At 65.5% G+C, this 19787-nt stretch carries 20 protein-coding genes and 1 tRNA gene; 6 read left to right on the top strand and 15 right to left on the bottom strand.

Features of this window, described 5'->3' with window-relative positions; all coding sequences use genetic code 11:
* Nucleotides 1–69 precede the first annotated feature (69 nt).
* Nucleotides 70–1596 carry an acyl-CoA carboxylase subunit beta gene (locus ACQKOE_RS09415; RefSeq protein WP_427512553.1) on the bottom strand — a complete coding sequence of 509 codons (1527 nt, stop codon included), beginning with the start codon at nt 1594–1596 and terminating at the stop codon, nt 70–72.
* Between the two features lie 162 nt (nt 1597–1758).
* Between ACQKOE_RS09415 and ACQKOE_RS09410 the strand changes: the two genes are divergently transcribed.
* A complete protein-coding gene (locus ACQKOE_RS09410; protein WP_427512552.1) occupies nt 1759–2646 on the top strand; it encodes a c-type cytochrome in 888 nt (295 codons plus the stop codon).
* An 82-nt stretch (nt 2647–2728) separates the two neighbouring features.
* Here ACQKOE_RS09410 and ACQKOE_RS09405 read toward each other — a convergent pair whose 3' ends face one another.
* The 3 genes from ACQKOE_RS09405 to ACQKOE_RS09395 are packed head-to-tail and all read right to left on the bottom strand — an operon-like array spanning nt 2729 to nt 4986.
* Complete coding sequence (locus ACQKOE_RS09405; protein ID WP_427512551.1) at nt 2729–3097, bottom strand: DUF1622 domain-containing protein; 369 nt, start codon at nt 3095–3097, stop codon at nt 2729–2731.
* A 42-nt stretch (nt 3098–3139) separates the two neighbouring features.
* Nucleotides 3140–3799, bottom strand: a complete 660-nt coding sequence (locus ACQKOE_RS09400; protein ID WP_374588796.1) for an RlmE family RNA methyltransferase — start codon at nt 3797–3799, stop codon at nt 3140–3142.
* Nucleotides 3796–4986 (bottom strand): Ppx/GppA phosphatase family protein, encoded by a 1191-nt coding sequence (locus ACQKOE_RS09395; protein WP_427512550.1) that lies wholly within the window; start codon nt 4984–4986, stop codon nt 3796–3798. The genes ACQKOE_RS09400 and ACQKOE_RS09395 overlap by 4 nt, the downstream gene beginning before the upstream one ends.
* A 147-nt stretch (nt 4987–5133) precedes the next feature.
* On the opposite strand from ACQKOE_RS09395, the gene ACQKOE_RS09390 reads away from it, so the two are divergent.
* Nucleotides 5134–5207, top strand: a tRNA-Gln gene (locus tag ACQKOE_RS09390).
* Between the two features lie 105 nt (nt 5208–5312).
* Entirely contained in the window at nt 5313–6185 is an 873-nt protein-coding gene (locus tag ACQKOE_RS09385) for a TIGR00730 family Rossman fold protein (protein WP_427512549.1), read from the top strand.
* Here the strand turns inward: ACQKOE_RS09385 and thiD are convergent.
* The 3 genes from thiD to glmM are packed head-to-tail and all read right to left on the bottom strand — an operon-like array spanning nt 6182 to nt 8505.
* Nucleotides 6182–6934: a bifunctional hydroxymethylpyrimidine kinase/phosphomethylpyrimidine kinase gene (gene thiD, locus ACQKOE_RS09380; RefSeq protein ID WP_427512548.1), complete on the bottom strand. Its 753-nt coding sequence runs from the start codon at nt 6932–6934 to the stop codon at nt 6182–6184. The two genes, ACQKOE_RS09385 and thiD, sit on opposite strands and share 4 nt — an antisense overlap.
* A 10-nt stretch (nt 6935–6944) precedes the next feature.
* On the bottom strand, nt 6945–7169 hold the full coding sequence (locus tag ACQKOE_RS09375) for a DUF1272 domain-containing protein (RefSeq protein WP_374588788.1): 225 nt from the start codon (nt 7167–7169) through the stop codon (nt 6945–6947).
* The gene (glmM, locus tag ACQKOE_RS09370; RefSeq protein WP_427512547.1) at nt 7162–8505 is read right to left on the bottom strand and encodes a phosphoglucosamine mutase; all 1344 of its coding nucleotides are present in this window, start codon (nt 8503–8505) and stop codon (nt 7162–7164) included. Before glmM ends, ACQKOE_RS09375 begins: the two co-directional genes overlap by 8 nt.
* Before the next feature lie 90 nt (nt 8506–8595).
* On the opposite strand from glmM, the gene ACQKOE_RS09365 reads away from it, so the two are divergent.
* The gene (locus ACQKOE_RS09365; RefSeq protein ID WP_427512546.1) at nt 8596–9918 is read left to right on the top strand and encodes a dicarboxylate/amino acid:cation symporter; all 1323 of its coding nucleotides are present in this window, start codon (nt 8596–8598) and stop codon (nt 9916–9918) included.
* A 709-nt stretch (nt 9919–10627) separates the two neighbouring features.
* On the opposite strand, the gene ACQKOE_RS09360 is transcribed toward ACQKOE_RS09365, so the two are convergent.
* The gene (locus ACQKOE_RS09360; protein WP_427512545.1) at nt 10628–11785 is read right to left on the bottom strand and encodes an N-acetyltransferase; all 1158 of its coding nucleotides are present in this window, start codon (nt 11783–11785) and stop codon (nt 10628–10630) included.
* A gap of 98 nt (nt 11786–11883) precedes the next feature.
* On the opposite strand from ACQKOE_RS09360, the gene ACQKOE_RS09355 reads away from it, so the two are divergent.
* Nucleotides 11884–12942, top strand: coding sequence for a fatty acid desaturase family protein (locus ACQKOE_RS09355; RefSeq protein WP_427512544.1), 1059 nt, complete (start codon nt 11884–11886; stop codon nt 12940–12942).
* A gap of 3 nt (nt 12943–12945) precedes the next feature.
* Here the strand turns inward: ACQKOE_RS09355 and lptG are convergent, their stop codons facing one another.
* The 5 genes from lptG to ACQKOE_RS09330 form a co-directional block, all read right to left on the bottom strand.
* Nucleotides 12946–14043, bottom strand: a complete 1098-nt coding sequence (gene lptG / locus ACQKOE_RS09350) for an LPS export ABC transporter permease LptG (RefSeq protein ID WP_427512543.1) — start codon at nt 14041–14043, stop codon at nt 12946–12948.
* Nucleotides 14043–15251: an LPS export ABC transporter permease LptF gene (gene lptF, locus ACQKOE_RS09345; protein ID WP_427512542.1), complete on the bottom strand. Its 1209-nt coding sequence runs from the start codon at nt 15249–15251 to the stop codon at nt 14043–14045. The genes lptG and lptF overlap by 1 nt, the downstream gene beginning before the upstream one ends.
* Nucleotides 15252–15352: 101 nt before the next feature.
* The gene (gene clpS, locus ACQKOE_RS09340) at nt 15353–15727 is read right to left on the bottom strand and encodes an ATP-dependent Clp protease adapter ClpS (RefSeq protein WP_374588780.1); all 375 of its coding nucleotides are present in this window, start codon (nt 15725–15727) and stop codon (nt 15353–15355) included.
* Between the two features lie 153 nt (nt 15728–15880).
* The gene (locus tag ACQKOE_RS09335; protein ID WP_427512541.1) at nt 15881–16609 is read right to left on the bottom strand and encodes a phasin family protein; all 729 of its coding nucleotides are present in this window, start codon (nt 16607–16609) and stop codon (nt 15881–15883) included.
* A gap of 207 nt (nt 16610–16816) precedes the next feature.
* A complete protein-coding gene (locus ACQKOE_RS09330; RefSeq protein ID WP_374589824.1) occupies nt 16817–16993 on the bottom strand; it encodes a hypothetical protein in 177 nt (58 codons plus the stop codon).
* Nucleotides 16994–17118: 125 nt separating this feature from the next.
* On the opposite strand from ACQKOE_RS09330, the gene ACQKOE_RS09325 reads away from it, so the two are divergent.
* Entirely contained in the window at nt 17119–17652 is a 534-nt protein-coding gene (locus ACQKOE_RS09325) for a J domain-containing protein (RefSeq protein WP_374589825.1), read from the top strand.
* Between the two features lie 169 nt (nt 17653–17821).
* Here the strand turns inward: ACQKOE_RS09325 and ACQKOE_RS09320 are convergent, their stop codons facing one another.
* Both ACQKOE_RS09320 and ACQKOE_RS09315 read right to left on the bottom strand, forming a co-directional pair.
* A complete protein-coding gene (locus tag ACQKOE_RS09320; protein ID WP_427512540.1) occupies nt 17822–18325 on the bottom strand; it encodes a PaaI family thioesterase in 504 nt (167 codons plus the stop codon).
* Between the two features lie 101 nt (nt 18326–18426).
* Complete coding sequence (locus ACQKOE_RS09315) at nt 18427–19719, bottom strand: cystathionine gamma-synthase family protein (RefSeq protein WP_427512539.1); 1293 nt, start codon at nt 19717–19719, stop codon at nt 18427–18429.
* Nucleotides 19720–19787: the final 68 nt, after the last annotated feature.

Here is a 19787-nt window from a genome sequence, read left to right as displayed (position 1 = left end):
GCAGCGCTGCCTGAACCCGCCCCCTCCGCTTCGGGCCGAAGCTCGGAAGCAGAGGGGGCGGCCTGGGCCTTAGTCCTTTGCCCCCAGCGCCCGCCAGGCAAGGTCGGCGAATTCGCAGAGCAGGGGGCGGGTTTCGCGCGGGTCGATGATGTCCTCGATCCCGAACTTTTCCGCCGTGCGGAACGGGCTGCGCACCCGGTTGAGCCGCTCGCGAATCGCCTCAAGGTGGGCCTGCGGGTCTTCCGCCGCTTCGATCTCGCTTTTGTAGGCCACTTCGATCCCACCCTCGATCGGCAGGCTGCCCCAGTCGCCGCTGGGCCAGGCAAAGCGGTACTGGAAGGCTTCGGCATTGCTCATCGCGCTGCCGGCAATGCCATAGGCGCGGCGGATCACCACGCAGCACAGCGGCACGCTGGCCTTGTAGATCGCGTTCATCGCGTTCACGCCATAGCGGATCGTCCCGCTGGTTTCGGCGGCCAGCCCGATCATGAAGCCTGGATTGTCGACCAGGTGGACCACCGGCAGGCGGAACTGGTCCGCCAGCTTGATGAAGCGTTCCACCTTTTCGCTGGTTTTCGCCTCCCACGATCCGCCCAGGAAGCTGGGGTCTGACGCGACCACGGCCACGGGCCAGCCATCCAGCCGGGCAAAGGCGGTGATCGCGGCGCGGCCCCACAGGCGGCCCATTTCGAACACCGATCCCTTGTCGAACGCGGCATCGAGCAGGCGGCGCATCGAATAGACCTGCTTGGCCTCGCGCGGGACCAGGCCGATCAGGCTCTGCTCGCGCCGGTCCACCGGGTCCGCATTGGCGATTCGCGGCGCGTGCTGACCGACGTGGCTGGGCAGGTAGGAGAGGAAGCGGCGCGCACGGGCAAAGGCTTCCTGCTCGCTGCCGACCTCCTCGTCGACCACGCCGTTGCGGGTATGGATCGCGCTGCCGCCCAGGCTTTCCTTGTCGCTCGCCTCGCCGATCGCCTCGACCACGGCGGGTCCGGCGGCGAACAACTGGGACAGGCCCTTGACCATGATCGAGTAGTGGCTGGCCACCACGCGCGCCGCGCCCAGCCCCGCCGTCGGGCCCAGGGCGAGCGCCACGACCGGCACGGTTTCCAGGTTCTTGACGATCTCCCCCCAGCCGGGCGTCGCCGGAACATAGGTCGCGCCAATGTCCTCAAGCGTCTTGACCGATCCGCCCCCACCGGTGCCGTCGATCATCCGGATCAGCGGGATCTTCAGCGTATGGGCCATCTGCTCGCACTGTACGAACTTGCGGTGAATCGCGGCATCCGCCGCGCCGCCGCGCACGGTGAAGTCATCGGCTGAGGCGACCACCGGGCGGCTTTCGATATTGGCCCGGCCAAAAACGAGGTTGGAAGGGGAGAGATCGAGCAATTCGCCGTCCGGGCCATAGTGCCCCTTGCCCGCGATCTTGCCGATTTCGCGGAACGAGCCAGGATCGACCAGGCCCTTGATCCGGGCGCGGGCGTCCAGCTTGCCGCGCGAATGCTGGCGGGCGACCTTTTCCGCGCCGCCCATCTGCTCGGCCAGCTTGCGGCGCGTGCGCAGTTCCTCGACTTCCGGTTTCCAGGTCATCCGTCCTCCCAATTTTCCGCAGCCTCGCCGCCTGAAGCCGCGAAAACATGGGGACATTGGCTAGGCTGCAATTCGGGGCGCTGCAATGCCCCTTGCGCACGGCGCGGCGCGACACTAGAGCGACCGCAAATCTCCTAGGCGAAATCCCAACGGGGCAACCATATGTCAGACCGTTTCAATACCATTGCCGGATGGACGCTGTTTTCCGGTGTCGTGCTGCTCAGCCTTTCGGCTGTAAGCTCGCGCTATTTCCACGCTGGCAAGGAACAGCGGCCCGAAACCATGGGCTATGAAATCGCTGGTGTTGTCCAGGAAGGCGAAGGCGGCGCGGCTGAAACCCCGTTCGAGGCGTTCCTGGCCAAGGCTGACGTGGCGAAGGGCGAAAAGGTTTTCGCCAAGTGCGCCGCGTGCCACACGATCAACCAGGGCGGCGCCAATGGCATCGGTCCGAATCTCTATGCCGTGATGGGTGAAGCCGTGGCCCAGGGCCGCGGCGGCTATGCCTTCTCGGATGCGCTCAAGGCCAAGGGCGGCAAGTGGGACTGGGCCGCGATGAATTCGTGGCTGACCAACCCGGCGGCGCATGCTCCGGGCACCAAGATGAGCTTCGCCGGTCTGTCCGATGGGCAGGAGCGTGCGAACCTGATGGTTTACCTGAACGCCCAGGGTTCGAACCTGCCGCTTCCGGCCGTTCCCGAAGCGCCCGCCGCTGGCGCTGCGCCCGCAGCCGCTGCCGTGGTCGGCGATGCGGCCAAGGGCCAGAAGAGCTTTGCCAAGTGCGCCGCGTGCCACACCATCAATGCGGGCGGTGCCAACGGCATCGGCCCGAATCTGGCTGGTGTATACGGCGAAGGCGTTGCCCAGGGCCGTGGCGGCTATGCCTTCTCCGACGCGCTGAAGTCCAAGGGCGGCAAGTGGGACGACGCCACGCTGGACGCATGGCTGACCGATCCGGCCAAGTTCGCACCGGGCACCAAGATGAGCTTCGCCGGCCTGTCGGATGCCCAGGAACGCGCCAACATCATCGCTTACCTGAAGACCGCCAAGTAAGGCCGGACTTCAGTCGAAACAAAGGGGCGGGGCCGCAAGGCTCCGCCCTTTTCGCATGGGCAGATTGCGGGGCCAGGCAGTGCTAGATCTCGCGCTGCCGGCTGCCGCGCTGCCATGGCCAGCGTCCTTCGATCTCTGTTTCCAGGCTGAAACTGAGGAAGGTCCGAATCGCCACGATCCCGGCCAGGACCGCGATGCTGCCCAGAGTCGGCTGCACGGCCACCGTATTGATGATGTCCGCCGCAACGAGGAATTCCAGGCCCAGCAGGATCGCCTGGCCCAGGCTGGAGCGAACCTCGCTGACCGCCTGCTTGCTGGGCACCCCGCGCGCGAGCCGCGCCAGGAACACGGCAAGGGTGGCAAATGCGCCGATGGCAATGATGCCGATCCCGGTCAGCTCCACGATCCGCGTCACGCTGTGCGCGGTACTGACGGCAAGTTCTTCCAGCATCGCAGTGTCAACTGCGCGCAGGGGCTTATGTTCCGGGCTTGGCTATCCCTTGAAGCCTTGCGCGATCACGTACCATTCCGACGAATCCTTGCGGCTCGCGGGCGGCTTGGCGTGCTTGACGCTGGTGAAGTGCTTTTTCAGCAGGGTCAGCAGGTCCGTGTCGGTCCCGCCCGCCAGCACCTTGGCCACGAAGGCACCGCCGGGGCTGAGGTTCTCGATCGCAAAGTGCGCGGCGGTTTCGACCAGGCCCATGGTGCGCAGATGGTCGGTCTGCTTGTGGCCCACGGTGTTCGCCGCCATGTCCGAAATGACCAGGTCGGGCGGGCCGTCCAGCGCCTCGGTCAGGGCCGCCGGGGCTTCGTCGGCCATGAAGTCCATCTGGAAGATGGTCACGCCTTCCAGCGGCTCGGTGGGCAAAAGGTCGATGCCCACCACCGCCGCCTTGGGGTTCTGCTTGCGGACTACCTGGCTCCACCCGCCGGGCGCGATGCCCAGGTCCACCACGCGCCGCGCCCCTTTGATCAGGCCGTATTTCTCGTCCAGCTCGATCAGCTTGAAGGCGGCGCGGCTGCGCCAGCCCTGGGCCTTGGCCTGCTTCACATAGGGGTCGTTGAGCTGGCGCGTCAGCCAGCGCGCCGAACTGGTCGAACGCTTCTTGGCGGTGCGGAGCCGTTCGTGCGGGTCTTTTCCGGATCGGCTCATGATGCTTGTCGTTTCATTTCTCTCAAGGTGGCGCGCGCGCGCTCCGCAGCGTCGCCAGAGGCCATCAGGCCGCGCAGGATGCCTTCGCGGATGCCGCGGTCGGCCACGCCCAGCTTTTGGGCGGGCCAAAGGTCCAGAATGGCCTCCAGGATCGCGCAGCCGGCCACGACCAGGTCGGATCGTTCTCGCCCGATGCAGGGCTGGGCGCGGCGCTCGGCCGGAGTCATGCGCGAAAGCGATTCGCACAGGGCGCGCATCGCCTCGGACTGCACGATCAGCCCGTCGACCGCGCTGCGATCATACTGCGGCAGTTCCAGATGCAAGCTAGCCAGGGTCGTGACCGTGCCGCTGGTGCCCAGCAGGCGCAGCGGCTCGTCGGGCGCGGCGCGCTCCAGCCAGTCCAGCGCGCGTTCGGCAAAGGGGGCGAGACTGTCGCGCACCAGCTCCTTCATCCGTTCATAGCGGACCGCGCGGCCCACCGGATCGTCCGGTTCGTGCTCACAGCTTTCGGTCAGGGACACCACGCCCCATGGCACGCTTTGCCAGTCGTGGATCAAGGGCACGTCGTCAGGCCGGGTTTCGACCAGTACCAGTTCGGTCGAGCCGCCGCCGATGTCGAACACCATGGCCGGACCCTGCCCCGATTCGAGCAGCAGGTGGCAGCCCATGACGGCCAGCCGCGCCTCTTCCTTGGCGCTGATGATGTCGAGCAGGATGCCCGTTTCCTCGCGCACGCGGGCGATGAATTCGGCGCCGTTGGCCGCGCGTCGGCAGGCCTCGGTCGCGACCGAGCGGGCCAGGTGGACATTGCGGCGCTTCAGCTTGTCGGCACAGATTTGCAGCGCGGTGAGCGCGCGGTCCATCGCCGCCTCGCTCAGCCGGCCAGTCTGGGCCAGTCCTTCGCCCAGCCGGACCACGCGGCTGAAGGCATCGACCACGACGAAGTTCTCGGCCTGGGGACGCGCGATCAGCAGGCGGCAATTGTTGGTGCCAAGGTCGATTGCGGCGAATGCCTGGCGCTGAAAAGGGGCGCCGCGCTGGGCCTGTTTCCAGGCAGGCTCGGGCCGGCCGGGGCCACCGGGGCGGTTCGGAGACGGATCAGCCGCACGATCGCGGGCCGCAGCCCCCGCCCGTCCGTTCACTTTCTGTCCGTTCCTACCACGCGGCGGCGGAGAATAGTCCGCCATGTTCAAAATCACTCGTTATCGTTTTCACGCGGCCAATCGGGCCGCACACCTGACGCGATGCTAGACCGGTCGGGCGCAGGGGGCAAGGGCTGCGCTTCCAGCGCGCTTGACGGCGGCCATTCGCGCGACTAGAGGCACCGGCTCTGTTGCCCCGTCGTCTAATGGCAAGACTACGGATTCTGATTCCGTCTATCGAGGTTCGAATCCTCGCGGGGCATCCACTTTCCATCCGGAACAATCACCACCCGGCCTCGTTTTGAGCGCCGGGTTTCGCGTTTTCGGGGCGCGGCTTTGACAGTCGCCTCGTGACGGGCGAAAAGGACGAAATGACAGAAGAAGAAAAGGAAAAGCGGCTGCACCGGCGCCGCTTCTACAAGGCCGAGCAGGAAGCCGGCTTTGTCGAATCGCAAGACCACTCCACCCCGCAGACGCGCAGCCCGGCCTATCAGCTGGCCTTTCGCGACACCGATTTCCTGCTGCGGCAGGAACTGCGCCCGGTCCGCTTTCAGCTGGAACTGCTGAAATGCGAAATGCTGCTGGACGAGGCGAACATCGGCTCGACCCTGGTGTGCTATGGCTCGGCCCGGATTCCCGCTCCCGAAGCGGTCGATGAATTCCTCGCCAATGTGACCGAGGAAAAGCGTGCCGTGGCCGAACGCCTGGCGGCCAAGGCGCAATATTACGAGGAAGCGCGCAAGCTCGCCCAGATCGCGTCGAGCGCGGGCATCGTGGAAAAGGGGATGCGCCAGTTCGTCGTCTGCTCCGGCGGCGGTCCCTCGATCATGGAAGCGGCCAATCGCGGCGCGGTTGAGGCCGGGGCGGAAACCATCGGCCTGAACATCGTCCTGCCGCATGAACAGGCGCCCAATGCCTATGTGACGCCGCGCCTGGCCTTCCAGTTCCATTACTTTGCCCTGCGCAAGATGCATTTCCTGCTCCGCGCGCGGGCTGTTGCGGTCTTCCCCGGCGGGTTCGGGACGTTTGACGAATTCTTCGAACTGCTCACCCTGATCCAGACAGGCAAGATGAAGCCGATCCCGATCCTGCTGTTCGGCAAGGAGTTCTGGACGCGGGTCGTCAATTTCGAGGCCCTGGCCGAGGAGGGTGTGATCAGCCCGGACGATCTCAAGCTGTTCCACTGGGTGGAAACGGCGGACGAGGCCTGGGAGGTGATCCGGGACTTCTACGCCCTGGATTAAGCCTGCGCGGCAGTGTGTCCCAAGGGGCCGCTGCCGTCGCCAAAGCCGGGCGCTGCCGCGATGGCAGAGCGGACGAAGCGCCGCGCGCGCTCCACTGCTTCGGGCAGGTCGAGCCCGCGTGCCAGCCAGGTCGCAATCGCGCTGGACATGGTGCAGCCGGTGCCATGGGTGTGGCGGGTGTGAATGCGCTGTGCCGTCATGTGCAGCGGCGCTTGGCCCGGAATGACCAGCACGTCCTCAACCTGATCGCCGTCCGCATCGCCGCCCTTGGCCAGATAGGCAATGCCCCGTGCCGCCATGCCCTCATGCCCGCCCAGCGCCGCCAGTTCAGGCACGTTGGGCGTGGACAGGGTGGCGAGGTGCATCAGCCGCTCAAAGGCCGCGATGGTCTCCGCATCGGCCAGAGTCGCGCCGCTGGTGGCGACCATGACCGGATCGAACACGATCGGCACGGACAGGCGCTCCAGCCGCTCCGCCACGGCATGGGCGATGGCGGGCGAGCCAAGCATGCCGATCTTCACTGCATCGACTCCGATGTCGCCGGTACAGGCGTCGATCTGCGCGCCGATCAGGTCCGGCGACAGCACTTCGACCGCCGTGACGCCCAGCGTGTTCTGCGCGGTGATCGCGGTGATCGCGGTCATCGCATAACCGCCCAGCACGGTGATCGTCTTGATGTCCGCCTGAATGCCCGCGCCGCCCGAGCTGTCGGACCCGGCGATGGAGAGGATGCGGGGTGGCTGGGTCATTACCTGCGGTTCAGCCTTTGAACTTGCGCACGGTCGAAGGGGGATGCTGCGCGTGCAGGCTCTTGGCCCGCGTGGGCCGGTCGAGCAGTTCGCCGCCGCAATTGGGGCAGCGCTCGTCCAGCGCGTCGGCGCATTCGGTGCAGAAGGTGCATTCAAAGCTGCAAATGAATGCGCCGGGCAGTTCGGCGGGCAGGTCCGTGCCGCACTTTTCGCAATCGGGGCGCATTTCAAGCATCGGCGGCTTCCTTCACGGCGGCGCAGATCGCATCGACCAGCCGCTCCACCTGCGCCCCGTCGTCGCCTTCGGCCATGACGCGGATCACCGGCTCGGTGCCGGAGGGGCGGATGACCAGGCGGCCCTTGCCTTCCAGTTCCGCTTCGGCAGCGGCAATCGCGGCCTTGACCCGCGCGTCCTCCAGCGGCTTGCCCCCGGCGAAGCGCACGTTTTTCAGCAATTGCGGCACCGGATCGAACAGGTGGAGCAGTTCGCTCGCCCGCTTGCCCGACTTGACCAGCGCCGCCAGCACTTGCAGCGCGGCAACCGTGCCGTCGCCCGTGGTGCCGTGGTCGAGCAGGATCATGTGCCCGCTCTGCTCGCCGCCGACGTTGAAGCCATCGGCCTTCATCTTTTCCAGCACGTGGCGGTCACCCACCTTGGTCCGCTCCAGCGTCAGGCCCTGGCTGGCGAGATAGCGCTCCAGCCCCAGGTTCGACATGACCGTGGCGACCACGCCGCCGCCGTGCAACTGGCCGCGCGCGGCAAGCTGGGTGCCGATCAGCGCCATGATCTGGTCGCCATCGACCGTCTGGCCCTTTTCATCGACCACGATCAGCCGGTCCGCATCGCCGTCCAGCGCGATGCCGATGTCGGCCCCGCTGGCGACGACCGTCTCCTTGATCAGGCCCAGGTGCGTCGATCCGCACTTGTCGTTGATGTTGATGCCATTGGGCTGGACCCCGACCGAGATCACTTCCGCGCCCAGTTCCCACATGGCCGATGGCGCAACGTGATAGGCCGCGCCGTTCGCGCAATCGACCACGATCTTCAGCCCGTCCAGCCGCACGTCATCGGGCAGGGATTTCTTGACCGCGTGGATATAGCGCCCGCGCGCATCCTCGATCCGGCGAGCCCGGCCGATCTGGGCAGCGGGGGCCAGAGGCAGATCCTCGCCCAGCATCCTTTCGATCGCCAGTTCGTCCTCGTCAGACAGCTTGAACCCGTCCGGGCCGAACAGCTTGATGCCATTGTCCTCGTAAGGGTTGTGGCTGGCGGAAATCATCACCCCCACGTCGGCGCGCAGTTCGCGGGTCAGCATGGCAATCGCCGGAGTGGGCAGCGGCCCGGTCAGCACAACGTCCATGCCCACGCTGGTGAACCCGGCGACCAGCGCGTTTTCCAGCATATAGCCCGACAGGCGCGTATCCTTGCCGATCACCACCCGGTGGCGGTGCGTGCCGCGCAGGAAACGCGTGCCTGCCGCCTGGCCGACCTTCATTGCAACCGCTGCGGTCATGACGCCGGAATTGGTCAGCCCGCGAATGCCGTCGGTGCCGAAATAGTTGCGTGCCATCGGTGTTCTCTTGCAGCCAGACCTTCAAAAATTGCTATGTCGGTTTGCGGCGCTAAAGTCACGCAATCAATCGACCCCCGGGGAGCATCCATGACCGCCGAAACCACCACTGCCGGCCGCGCCAGCAGCTTCATTCCCGACGTGCGGGTGCCGGTCGGCTGGACGCTGGGCGGGCTGGGCGCGGGCCTGGCCCTGGGCATCGCGCTGGAGGGAACGGCCCTGGCAGAGCGCCTGCTGCCCTTTGCCGACGTGATCGGCACGCTGTGGCTGCGCGGCCTGCAAATGACCATCGTCCCGCTGGTCGCTGCCCTGCTGGTAATCGGCATAGTCCAGACCGTGGCCGCGGCCAGCGCCGGGCGCGTGGCAGGAACCTCGCTGGCCCTGTTCGCCGCGATCCTGACCACGGGAACGGTGTTCACGGCCTTTGCCATGCCGGCGCTGCTCGATGCCTTCCCCATTCCCCCCGCTGCGGCAGAGGCGCTGCGCCAGGGGTTGAGCGCGGAGCAAGCGGGCGAGGTCCCGACGATTGCCGACTTCCTGAAATCGCTGATCCCGTCGAACATCTTTGCCGCTGCGGCAGAGACGGCAATGATCGCGATCATCGTCTTTTTCAGCCTGCTGGCCCTGGCCATCGTGCGGCTTCCGGCCACGCACCGGCAACTGATGGTCACCTTCTTCGAAGCGATTACCGGCACCATGCTGATCATCATCGGCTGGGTGCTGTGGCTGGCGCCCGTAGGCGTCTTCGCCCTGTCGCTGTCGGTCGCAGGGCAAAGCGGCATCGCCGCGCTGGGGGCCCTGGCGCATTACATCGTCACGGTCGCGTCGATGGGCGGAGTGGTCCTGCTGCTCGCCTATGTGGTTGCGGTCTTCGCGGCGCGGCAGCAGTTCAGCCGGTTCTTCCGCGCCGCCCTGCCGGTCCAGGCCATGGCGATTTCAACCCAGTCCTCGCTCGCCAGCCTGCCCGCCATGCTCGCTGCCTGCCGCAGCCTGGGCCTCAAGGAAACCACCGGCGAATTCGTCCTGCCGCTGGCGGTGGCGCTGTTCCGCGCGACCGGTCCGGCCATGAACCTGGCCGTGGCGATCTACGTCGCGCGGCTGACCGGGGTGGAGCTGTCCCCTGTAGTCTTGGCCACGGGGGTGCTGGTGGCACTGGCAACGACCATCGGCTCCGTCTCGCTGCCCGGCGCGATCAGCTTTGTCACGGCCATTGGCCCCATCGCCATTGCCATGGGCGTCCCCATCGGCCCGCTCGCGCTGCTGGTCGCGGTAGAGGTCCTGCCCGACATCATGCGCACGGTCGGCAATGTCACGATGGACGTTGCGGTGGCAGCCACGGTTGACCGGCATACGGCGGAAGAGGGTGGGGGCGAGGGCGAGGCAGGCAACCCGGCTTCGACAAGCTCAGCCTGAGCGGGGTGTTTGACCGGAGGGCTACTCTCCAACCCGCTCACCCTGAGCTTGTCGAAGGGTGTCGCGTCATGGCCAGACCTTGGCGGGAATAGTTTCGCGCAGAGAGCGCAGAGGACGCCGAGATCAAATCTCCGTCACTCCGGCGCAGGCCGGAGCCCAGCCCCCATAGGAACGCCGCCGCGTGGCGGCGACCTTGCTGGCCGGACTGGGTCCCGGCCTTCGCCGGGATGACGGGGGGACGCTTGGGTTTCTGGCATCTCTGCGGCCTCTGCGCCCTCCGCGCGAACCATTATCCGGCGGCGTGCGGATCAGGCCCCGCCCGGTTTTCCTACTCTGCCGCTGCCTGCTAAATTCGCGGCGGTTCTTTGCAATTGTCGATCTCTCACGCTGCCATTCCGCGCAGGGAAGACCTGCGTGCAGGCTCTGTTTTTTGTTCTCCCCGCGTGAACACTCTTAAGAAAAGACGCGGGAAGCCCGTCATTTCTGCTGCTTCCGGCATGTTGGAAGAAGTGGACAGGGTGTCAACTGTGTCAACTTGGACGCAGCCCCCCTTCGCGCCTCCCCTTTCTTCTCCGCGCCTCTGCGTGAACCCATCTGGCCAATCCGGCTTCGACAGGCTCAGCCTGAGCGGGGTGGAGGTAGCCTATCCTCTAACCCCGCTCACCCTGAGCTTGTCGAAGGGTGTTCGCGCCATGGCGCTTCGCCCCTGTCAGAGCGACTTTTCGTAGATCGTGTATTCCTTGTTCACGTGGCTATCGATGGCGTCGGCAATGGCGTTCATGCCCTGGTTATCGTCCAGCACCCAGCCGATTTCCCCGCGGGTCGCGCCGTAATGGGCGACGGCGTTGCGGCGGATCGCCTCGATCATCATGAAGGCGAGCTGGCTGGCCAGGCGGCTGCCCTGGTGCTTTTTCAGCACGCCCATCAGCGGCACCCGCATGGTGCGCGACTTGGGCTTGCGCAGCCACCACAGCAGCTTGGCCCAGTTGAAGGGCCACAGCGTGCCGCCCATCGGCTTCAGCTTTTCGTTGAGGTCGGGCAGGGTCATCATGAAGGCAACCGGCTCGCCTTCGTATTCGGCGATCATGATCAGGTCTTCGCGGACGATCGGTTTGAACTTCTTGCCGGCATAGGCGATCTCGCGGTCGGTAAAGGGTACGAAGCCCCAGTTTTCCGACCAGGCATCGTTCAGGATGTGCAGGATGATCCCGGCTTCGGCATCGAATTTCGACTTGTCGACATTGCGGATGCGGATCTTGGCATTGCGTTCGCCCGACTGGACGATCCGCTGGATCAGCGGCGGGAAGGGCTTGGTAATGTCCAGTTCGTAAGTGCGCAGCAGCTTGGCCGGGGCATAGCCCTGCGCCTCGATATAATGCTGGTAGCGTTCCGGCTGGTGACCCATCATCACGGTCGGGGGGTGGTCAAAGCCCTTGGTCAGCTGCCCCGGCTCTTCCCACACCGACATCGACAGCGGGGCAAGGACGCGGGTCATGCCCTTGTCCTTCAGCCATTGTTCGGCCCGCGCGATCAGGGCGGCGGCGACTGCTTCGTCCTCGGCCTCCAGCAGGCCCCAGTTGCCGGTGCCCGGACCCATGCCCTGGACCGGGTCCATCGCGGTTGCCAGATGGTCGATATGGGCTGAAATGCGTCCGACGACCGCCTCGCCCCGGCGGGCCAGGAACAGCTGGACATCGGCATGTTCGAAGAACGGGTTCTTGCTTTCCGTCAGCAACTCGACCACTTCGTTGCGTAGCGGCGGGACCCAGTTGGGATCGGATCGACCCAGCCGATAAGCCAGATCGATAAAAGCATTCAGGTCGGCCTTGCCGGTTACGGGTGCGACATTTATCTCGTTTTTTGCCACGATGCTGCCTTTGTTCAGGGTCAATGCGACCTGTCTATGGTTAGGACCGCTTGTCAAGCCATCGGCCCCGGGCCGTTCACACGGATCAGATTGCGAAAATGACTGTTCAGGAAAAGATCTCTGCCGCCCAGCCCAAGTCCGCGATTCCGGACGACATGGCCATGCTGCGCGCCGCGGTTGAGCTGACCCGCGACATTTCCGCCGCCCGGCCGGGCATCTACTGGCCGGACATGCTGGTTTCGGCGGCGGCGGGCTATGCCGGGATTGCCGGTGCGATCCTGCTGCAAGGCTGGCAGGCCTGGGTGGCGGGCGTAATCGCCGTGTTCGCCCTCTACCGTGCCTTGCTGTTCATCCACGAGCTGACCCATATCCACAAGAACGCGCTGCCCGGGTTCCGCTTTGCCTGGAACCTGCTGGTCGGTGTCCCGATGCTGACTCCGTCCTTCATGTACGAAGGCGTGCACACGCTGCACCACGCCCGCACCCGCTATGGCACGGCGGAGGACCCGGAATACCTGCCGCTTGCCCTGATGAAGCCGTGGAGCCTGCCGCTGTTCATCGTCGTGGCGATCCTCCTGCCCTTCGGCCTGCTGCTGCGGTCCGCCGTGCTGGTGCCGCTGGGCGCGGTGATCCCGCCGCTGCGCAAGCTGGTGTGGGAGCGCGCTTCCTCGCTGTCGATCAACCCCGACTTTCGCCGCCGCCCGCCTGAAGGAGACTTTGCCCGCATGGTCTGGTGGCAGGAGCTGGGGGCAACCGCCTGGTCCTTTGCTCTGCTGGCGAGCACTCAGGTCTGGGGCTGGCGTCCGCTGCTGATCGCCATTGCAGTGGTCTCGGCCGTGGCCGTGCTCAACCAGATCCGCACGCTGGTTGCCCACCTGTGGGAGAACGAGGGCGAGGCGATGACGGTGACGGCGCAGTACCTCGATTCGGTCAATGTGCCGCCGCCCGAACTGCTGGCGCCGCTGTGGGCACCGGTGGGCCTGCGCTATCACGCGCTGCACCATCTGCTGCCCTCGATGCCCTATCACTCGCTGGGTGAGGCGCACCGCCGGATCACCGCGCATCTGGGTGCGGGTTCGACCTATGAACGGGCGAGCTATACCGGCTTCATGCCGCTGCTGGGCAAGATCGCGCGCTCCACGATGGTGCGGCGCTAGGCGCTATTCCTCGGTTCGGACCAGGACGGTCTCGCCCACCAGGTAGAACAGCAGGAACGGTGCCCAGGCGGCGATCAGCGCCGGGTAGCCGCCGAAATTGCCCATGGCCAGGGCGGCATTGTCGACCACGAAATAGGCAAAGCCCAGCGCCATCCCGGCAATCGCGCGGACCAGCAACTTGCCCGACCGGGCGAGGCCGAACGCCGCGACTGACCCGAGCAGCGGCATCAGCAGGACCGAGAGCGGGCCGGAGAACTTGTGCCACCACTTGCCTTCCAGTTCGCTGGTACGGCGGCCCGCGGCCTTGAGTGCCTGGATCGAGCGGTGCAGTTCAAAGATGTTCTGCCCGTCCGCATCGACCTTGCCGATGGTGACCTGGATCGGCGTGATTCCGGCCGCGATCACCGGATTGCCGGCGGGTTCCTGCACCGTGGTCCGCACGTCGAACCGGCGCGCATTCTCCAGCCGCCAGCCGGGATTGGCATAGGTCGCGCGGTCGGCGCGGACCTGCTCCGTCACCATGCCGCCGGCATCGCGGCGATACCACGAGACGCCCTGCATCACGATCGTGTCACCGCTGCCAGTGACGGTGCTGGCGGTCAGGATATCGGTCCCGTCGCGCAGGTAGACGTTGGCCTTGATCCCCGTATCCTTGGGGATCGGGGCATATTTCAGGCTGCTCCACTGCTTCAGCGTGCCGGTGGAATTGGCCACGACGGTTTCGTTGAAAACGAAGCTGGCCATCGACACCAGGCTGGCGGTCAGCAGCATCGGGGCGAGCACCTGGTGCGCCGAAAGCCCGGCGGCGCGCATGGCGATCACCTCGCTGTTCTGGTTGAGCGGCCAGAACGTGAACAGCGTCGCCAGTAGCACCGAATAGGGCAGGAACCGCGCGATCAGCTGCGGGATGCGCAGCGAGACGTAGTACAGGATTTCCGCCTGCCCATTGCCCGGGACCGCCAGGATATTGCCGCTTTCCGAAAGGAGGTCCAGCATTTGCAGGACCAGCACCAGCAGGATCAGCACGCCCAGGATGCGGGTGATGAACAGCCGCGCCAGGTACAGCGTCAAGGTGCGCGAAGGGAACATGGCGGCAAACATCAGGCGGTCCTCGCCTTGCGCTGGCGGCGCTTCCACAGGCTGGTAATCTTCTTGCCCAGGGTGCCAAAGAACTTCTCAAGCGCGCCGATCGGCTGCCCGCCGGGGACATAGGCGACGCGCCAGTACATCCACAGGATGAGCGCCGCGAACAGCACGAACGGGCCCCACAGGATCAGCTCTGGCGGGAAGCGGCCCTGCGCCCCGGCCGCCTGACCGTATTCGTTGACCTTGTGATAGGCGACAACCAGCACGATCGACACGAACACCCCCAGCGGCGAGGTGGACCGCTTCGGCGGAACGGCCAGCGCCACGGCCAGCAGCGGCAGCAGCAGCATCATCACCACTTCGACCAGGCGAAAGTTCAGGCTGGCCCTGGTTTCGTTGCGCAATTGCCGGGTCGCCGCATCGCTCCAGCCGATGCGGAGCAGTTCGGGCAGGATATATTCGCGCTCTTTCCCGCCGCGTTCGCGGAAGCGTTGGATCGCGGGCAGGTCGATCGGCAGGTCATGGCGCGAGAAGCTGAGCACGCGGGGGCTGGCGCCGGGTTCGTCCTGGATGATCTGCCCATCGGTCAGGCGCAGGATGATCGTGTCCGGGCTGCCCTTCAGCGCCAGGAACTGCCCTTCGCGCGCGGAGATCGTCAGCACCTGGCCCTGGGGCGAGGAGAAGCGGGCGAAGATGCCGCTGAGCTGCCGGCCATTGTCCTTGCTCTGCTCGATCCGCAGCGCGACCCGGTCTTGCAGCGTGGTAAACTCGCCCACCTTAATCGAAGCGCCCAGCGCACCTGAGCGCAGTTCGAAATCGAGCTGTTCGTACCAGTACCGCGACAGCGGCTGGAGATAGCCCACGATCAGCAGGTTCAGCGCGGCCAGCACGATGGTGATCGCATAAGGCACCCGCAGCAGCCGGGTGTAGCTGAGGCCGACGGCGCGCATTACGTCCAGTTCGCTGGTCGTGGCAAGCTTGCGGAAGGCCATCAGGATGCCCAGCATCAGGCCCAGCGGGATCGCCAGGCTGGCATATTCCGGCATGAGGTTCGCGAGCATGCGGAACACGACCGAGATCGGCCCGCCCTCGTTGCCGACGAATTCGAACAGCTTGAGCATCTTGTCGAGCACCAGCAGCGACGCGGCCACGACGAAAACCGCCAGCATGGGGCCAAGCACCAGCCGGAAGATATAGCGGTCGATGGCGGGGATCGCCTTCACTGGGGTCCTGGTGCCCGGAATTGCCTCATGCCCGATCCATAGCCAGCAAGCAGGCGGCGGCAAAGCGCAAATGCGGGCACGCGCCGCCCAGCCGGCTCAGCTCAGGCCTTTTCCAGCGTGCATTGCAGCGGGTGCTGGTTCTGGCGGGCGAAATCCATCACCTGGTTCACCTTGGTTTCGGCGATTTCATAGGGGAAGATGCCGCAAACGCCGACGCCGCGCTGGTGGACGTGCAGCATCACCCGGGTCGCCTGTTCCAGGTCCATGTTGAAGAACCGCTTCAGCACCATGACGACGAATTCCATCGGCGTGTAATCGTCGTTCAGCATCAGCACCTTGAACTGGCTGGGCTTCTTCGGCTTGGCGCGAGTCTTGGTGGCAATGCCGATTTGCCCCTGGCCATCGGAATTGCCGCTGCCATCGGCATCGTCGGCACTGCGGATCAAATCCAGTTCAAGGGCAGGGGATGAATGCATGGCCATCAAATATCGCATTGCGGGGGGTAAGGACAAGAGCCGACGCGATAAAGCGAAAGGCCGGACGACGCGAAATGCGCCATCCGGCCTTTGGCATCAGGTCTCGCGGTCCGGCCTGGAGAGGAGGAGCCGGGCCGCGAGGGTAGGCTGCCGTCAGGCGGCCTGCTTGACCTTTTCCATCGCCAGGCTGACGCGGTTCTGGATCGGCGCGAAAGCTTCGTTGGCGATCTTGACCATCTTTTCCGAATTCTTCGAACCGGTCACGACGGCAGCGTCAAAGTTGCGGCGCAGGATTTCACCCTGCAGCTGGAAGAAGTCAGCCGGGCTCTTCACCGCAGCCAGGGCCTTGAAATCGGCCTGGACGGTTTCGAAAGCCGACTTGGCTTCGGCCACATAGTCCTTGCCCAGGTCCTGGACGCCAGCGGCCAGCACCTTGCCGGATTCGACCAGGGCTTCGACGTTGCCCTTGGTGAATTCACCGGCTTCACCGGCCAGGGCCTGGCTCTTTTCAAAAGCCTGCTTGGCGCGGTCCTGCGCCTGGGTCATCGCTTCCTTCACCTTGGCGGTGAAGTCTTCGGTCACGTTCTGGGTCTTGGCCATGATGGTATCCTTGAAAGTGGGAGCGGGCGCGGCAGCGGCGGGCTTGCGCGCGGCCGGCTTGGCAATCTTCTTGGGCGCCACCGGCTTGGCGGCAGCAGCCTTCTTCACGGTCTTCTTCGCGGCAGGCTTTGCCGCCCGCTTCGCGGTGACCGGAGCAGGCTGGGCAGCTTCGGTCTTTTCGTCTGCCTTCACCGGAGTGGCGGCAGCGGCTTCGGCATAGGCCTTTTCGGCCACGGCTTCAGCCTTGGCGGCATCAATCTTGGCTTCACTGGCTTGAGCCATCGTTCCATTCCTTCACAAGTTCCGCAGGCGGCACGCCTATACGGTTCATGTTGCAGTGCACAAAATAGGTGCTGCACCTGCGAAGTCAAGCGATTTTTGTGCAGTGCAACATGGGCGCGGAATCGTCCGCGCAGAGATCGCCGGGAACGCAGAGGCGCGCGGCGCAACCCGGCGTTCAATCCCGCCCAGGCTGAGCTTGTCGAACCTTCAATTCGAAATCGGGAAGAACCGCGGCAGGGTGGGGATCGGCGCGAAGTCGGCGCTCATCGGGATCTGCGCGCGGGCATCGCGGGCAAGCTGCACGCCGGCCTGCTGGCCCAGCAGCACGAAGCTGACCATGGCCAGGACCGATACGGCAATCGACAGGGCAAGTTGCTTGCTCATCGAGGAAATCCTTTGGCCGCGATATGGTTGCGCGCCACGGAGCGTTCAATACGTCAGTTGGGACACGCTGGCCAATGCTTTTGCAGCCTTGCGAAAGCGGGGGCCTTGCGCCTATCGCGAAAGCCATGGGCCGAGCGACGCGATCCAACAATTGGGGCTTTCCCCGCTGGGGTGGCTACGGCGGCAGCCGTGAAGCCGCGCAGGTCCGCCTGTGCGACCGGCACGGCTGCAACGAACCCGGGAATTGCCCCGCGCCGAAAAGCCCGAACAGCCCGGACCGCTGGATGTTCTGCCAGAAGCATGCCGCTGAATATAATGCCGGGTGGGACTACTTCGCGGGCCTCGATGCCGAGGAAGCCGCCGCGCGCGAGAACGAGGAACGCCAGCAAAGCGAGGGGTTCAAGGAAAGCGCCCATTACGGCTGGGCCACCTCGGGCGATGGCACCCGCAGCCGTGACGAGTTGCGCGCGCTGGAAGTACTTGGCCTCGACCCGGATGCGGACTTTGACGAGGTGAAAAAGGCCTGGCGGACCAAGGCCAAGCTGGTCCACCCCGACGTGCGCCCGGGCGACGAGGACGCCGCCAAAGCGTTCCAGGCCCTGCAACTCGCCTACGAAGTCCTGCGCGCCGCCGAAGAACGGCGGGAGTGGCGGGGGTAGTTTGCGGTTCCGGCCCTTCGAGACGCCTTTCAGCCTGCGGCTTCAAGGCTCCTCAGGGCGAACGGGTGGTGGCGATCAATGGCCGTTCAGCCGTTCGTGCTGAGGAAGGGCCGAAATCGCAGATTGAGGGCCTGTCTCGAAGCACAGCGGGCGGGTCGAAGGTTGATCCTCAGCCCCGGTCCCGCGCAGGCAGGCGTTTGATCGAACCGGAGAAGGCCAGGACCGGGCGGTCGCCATCCTCGGAATCGTAGATGATCCCGCGCACGAAGACCATCGACAGGCCAGCACGGACCACTTCCCCGCGCGCGACCAGCAGCTTGCCCGGAACGGCGGCGTTCACGAATTCGCAATTGCAGGTCACGGTCACGCCGTGGACTTCGTTGTTCATGCCGCCCGCGATCATGAACAGGGCATAGTCGGCGAAAGTCATCAGCGACCCGCCGTGGATATTGCCCCCGGCATTGCAGTTCTTCTCATCCGGCATGAAGCCGCAGATCATCTTCTTGCGTTCGGGCTTGCAATAGAACGGCCCGGCATAGTCCTCGAACGCGTCGGAGGGTTCGTAGTGATACCAGCCGGCCCACTGCCCCTCGGTCACCTTCTTCAGGCCCGCGCGGGTGGGTTCGTCCTCCAGCCCTTCAGGCAGCAGCTTGTCGTGCGGTTCTTCGGACATGGCCCATTGCTCCCGATATTCCCAGACTCAGCCGGGGCAAGAGCAGAAAGCGGCGCTAGGGGCAACACCTAAGCGTGCCCCTCGCGCCGCCGGGGAAGCGATCAAACCGCAGCGAACGCCTGTTCGAAGTCGGCGATCAGGTCGTCCGCATTCTCGATCCCGATGGAAATGCGCACCAGGTTGTCGGTGATCCCCAGCATGGCCTTGCGCTCGTCCGGCACGGACAGGTGGGTCATGCTGGCGGGATGGCTGGCCAGCGTTTCCGTTCCGCCCAGGCTGACCGCCAGCTTGGCGATCTTGAGCGCGTCGAGGAAGCGGAAGCTTTCCGCCTCTCCGCCCTTGACGAACAGGCTGAAAGTGCTGCCCGCGCCGGTGCAGTGGCGGTCAAAGATGTCCTGCTGGCGCGGATCGTCGATCATGCCCAGGTAGCCCAGCCCTTCGACCTTTGGGTGCCGGGCCAGCCAGGCGCAGACCTTGGCCGCGTTCTCGCCCGCGCGGCTCATCCGCAGCTCGACCGTTTCCAGGCTGCGCAGCAGCATCCAGGCGGTGTGCGGGTCGGCAATCCCGCCCATGGTGTTGCGCAGCATCCGCACCGGATCGATCCAGCGCCGGGCCCCGGCAATGCTGCCCGCGACCAGGTCGGAATGCCCGCCGACATATTTGGTCAGCGAATAGACCACCACGTCCGCGCCGTGATCCAGCGGGCGCGACCACAGCGGGCCAAGGAAGGTATTGTCGATGGCAATCGGGCAATCGGTCCCCAGCGCCGCATCGCGCGCCGCGCGCACCGCCTCGACATCGACCAGGGCATTGGTCGGGTTGCCGGGGCTTTCCAGATAGATCATGGCCACCTTGCCGCCCTGTGCCGCGGCCTGCTGCTGCGCCTTGGCCAGCACCGCGTCCAGTTCCTCGCGGGTGGCTCCTGCCGGGAAGTCGACATAGGTCACGCCAAAGCGGCTGAGGGTGCGGGCGACAAAGCCTTCGCTTGCCGCATAGAGCGGGCCGGAATGGACGATCACGTCGCCTGCCGAGCAATAGGTCATCATCAGCACGCAGATCGCCGTCATGCCGCTGGAGAAAACCAGCGCTTCCTCGGCCCCGTCCCACAGGGCCAGGCGCCCTTCCAGGATCTGCTGGTTCGGCCCGTTGAAGCGCGAATAGACCAGGCCGTCGGTCCCGCCCGGACGCTTGCCGGTGATCCCTTCGAAGAACCGCTTGCCCTCTGCCGCGCTGGGAAAGGCGAAAGTGCTGGTCAGGAAGATCGGCGCCTTCAGGCTGCCTTCGGACAGCATCGGGTCATAGCCGTGGCCCATCATCAGCGTTTCGGGCGCAAGCGGGTGATCGCCCAGCGCGGTCAGGCTGGGTTTCGGTTTGCGCGGCGGGGTATCGGCCAAAGGGGCCTCCTTCCTGAACAGCGCTCCCAGGAAGGCGGGAGCCGGGCAGGTCGGCGGGCGGCACTGGC

It is taken from the genome of Novosphingobium sp. NPDC080210, from assembly GCF_050281025.1.
Taxonomy (GTDB): domain Bacteria; phylum Pseudomonadota; class Alphaproteobacteria; order Sphingomonadales; family Sphingomonadaceae; genus Novosphingobium.
The sequence above is the reverse complement of the archived record's forward strand: the minus strand, read 5'-3'. Positions and strand labels throughout refer to the sequence as shown.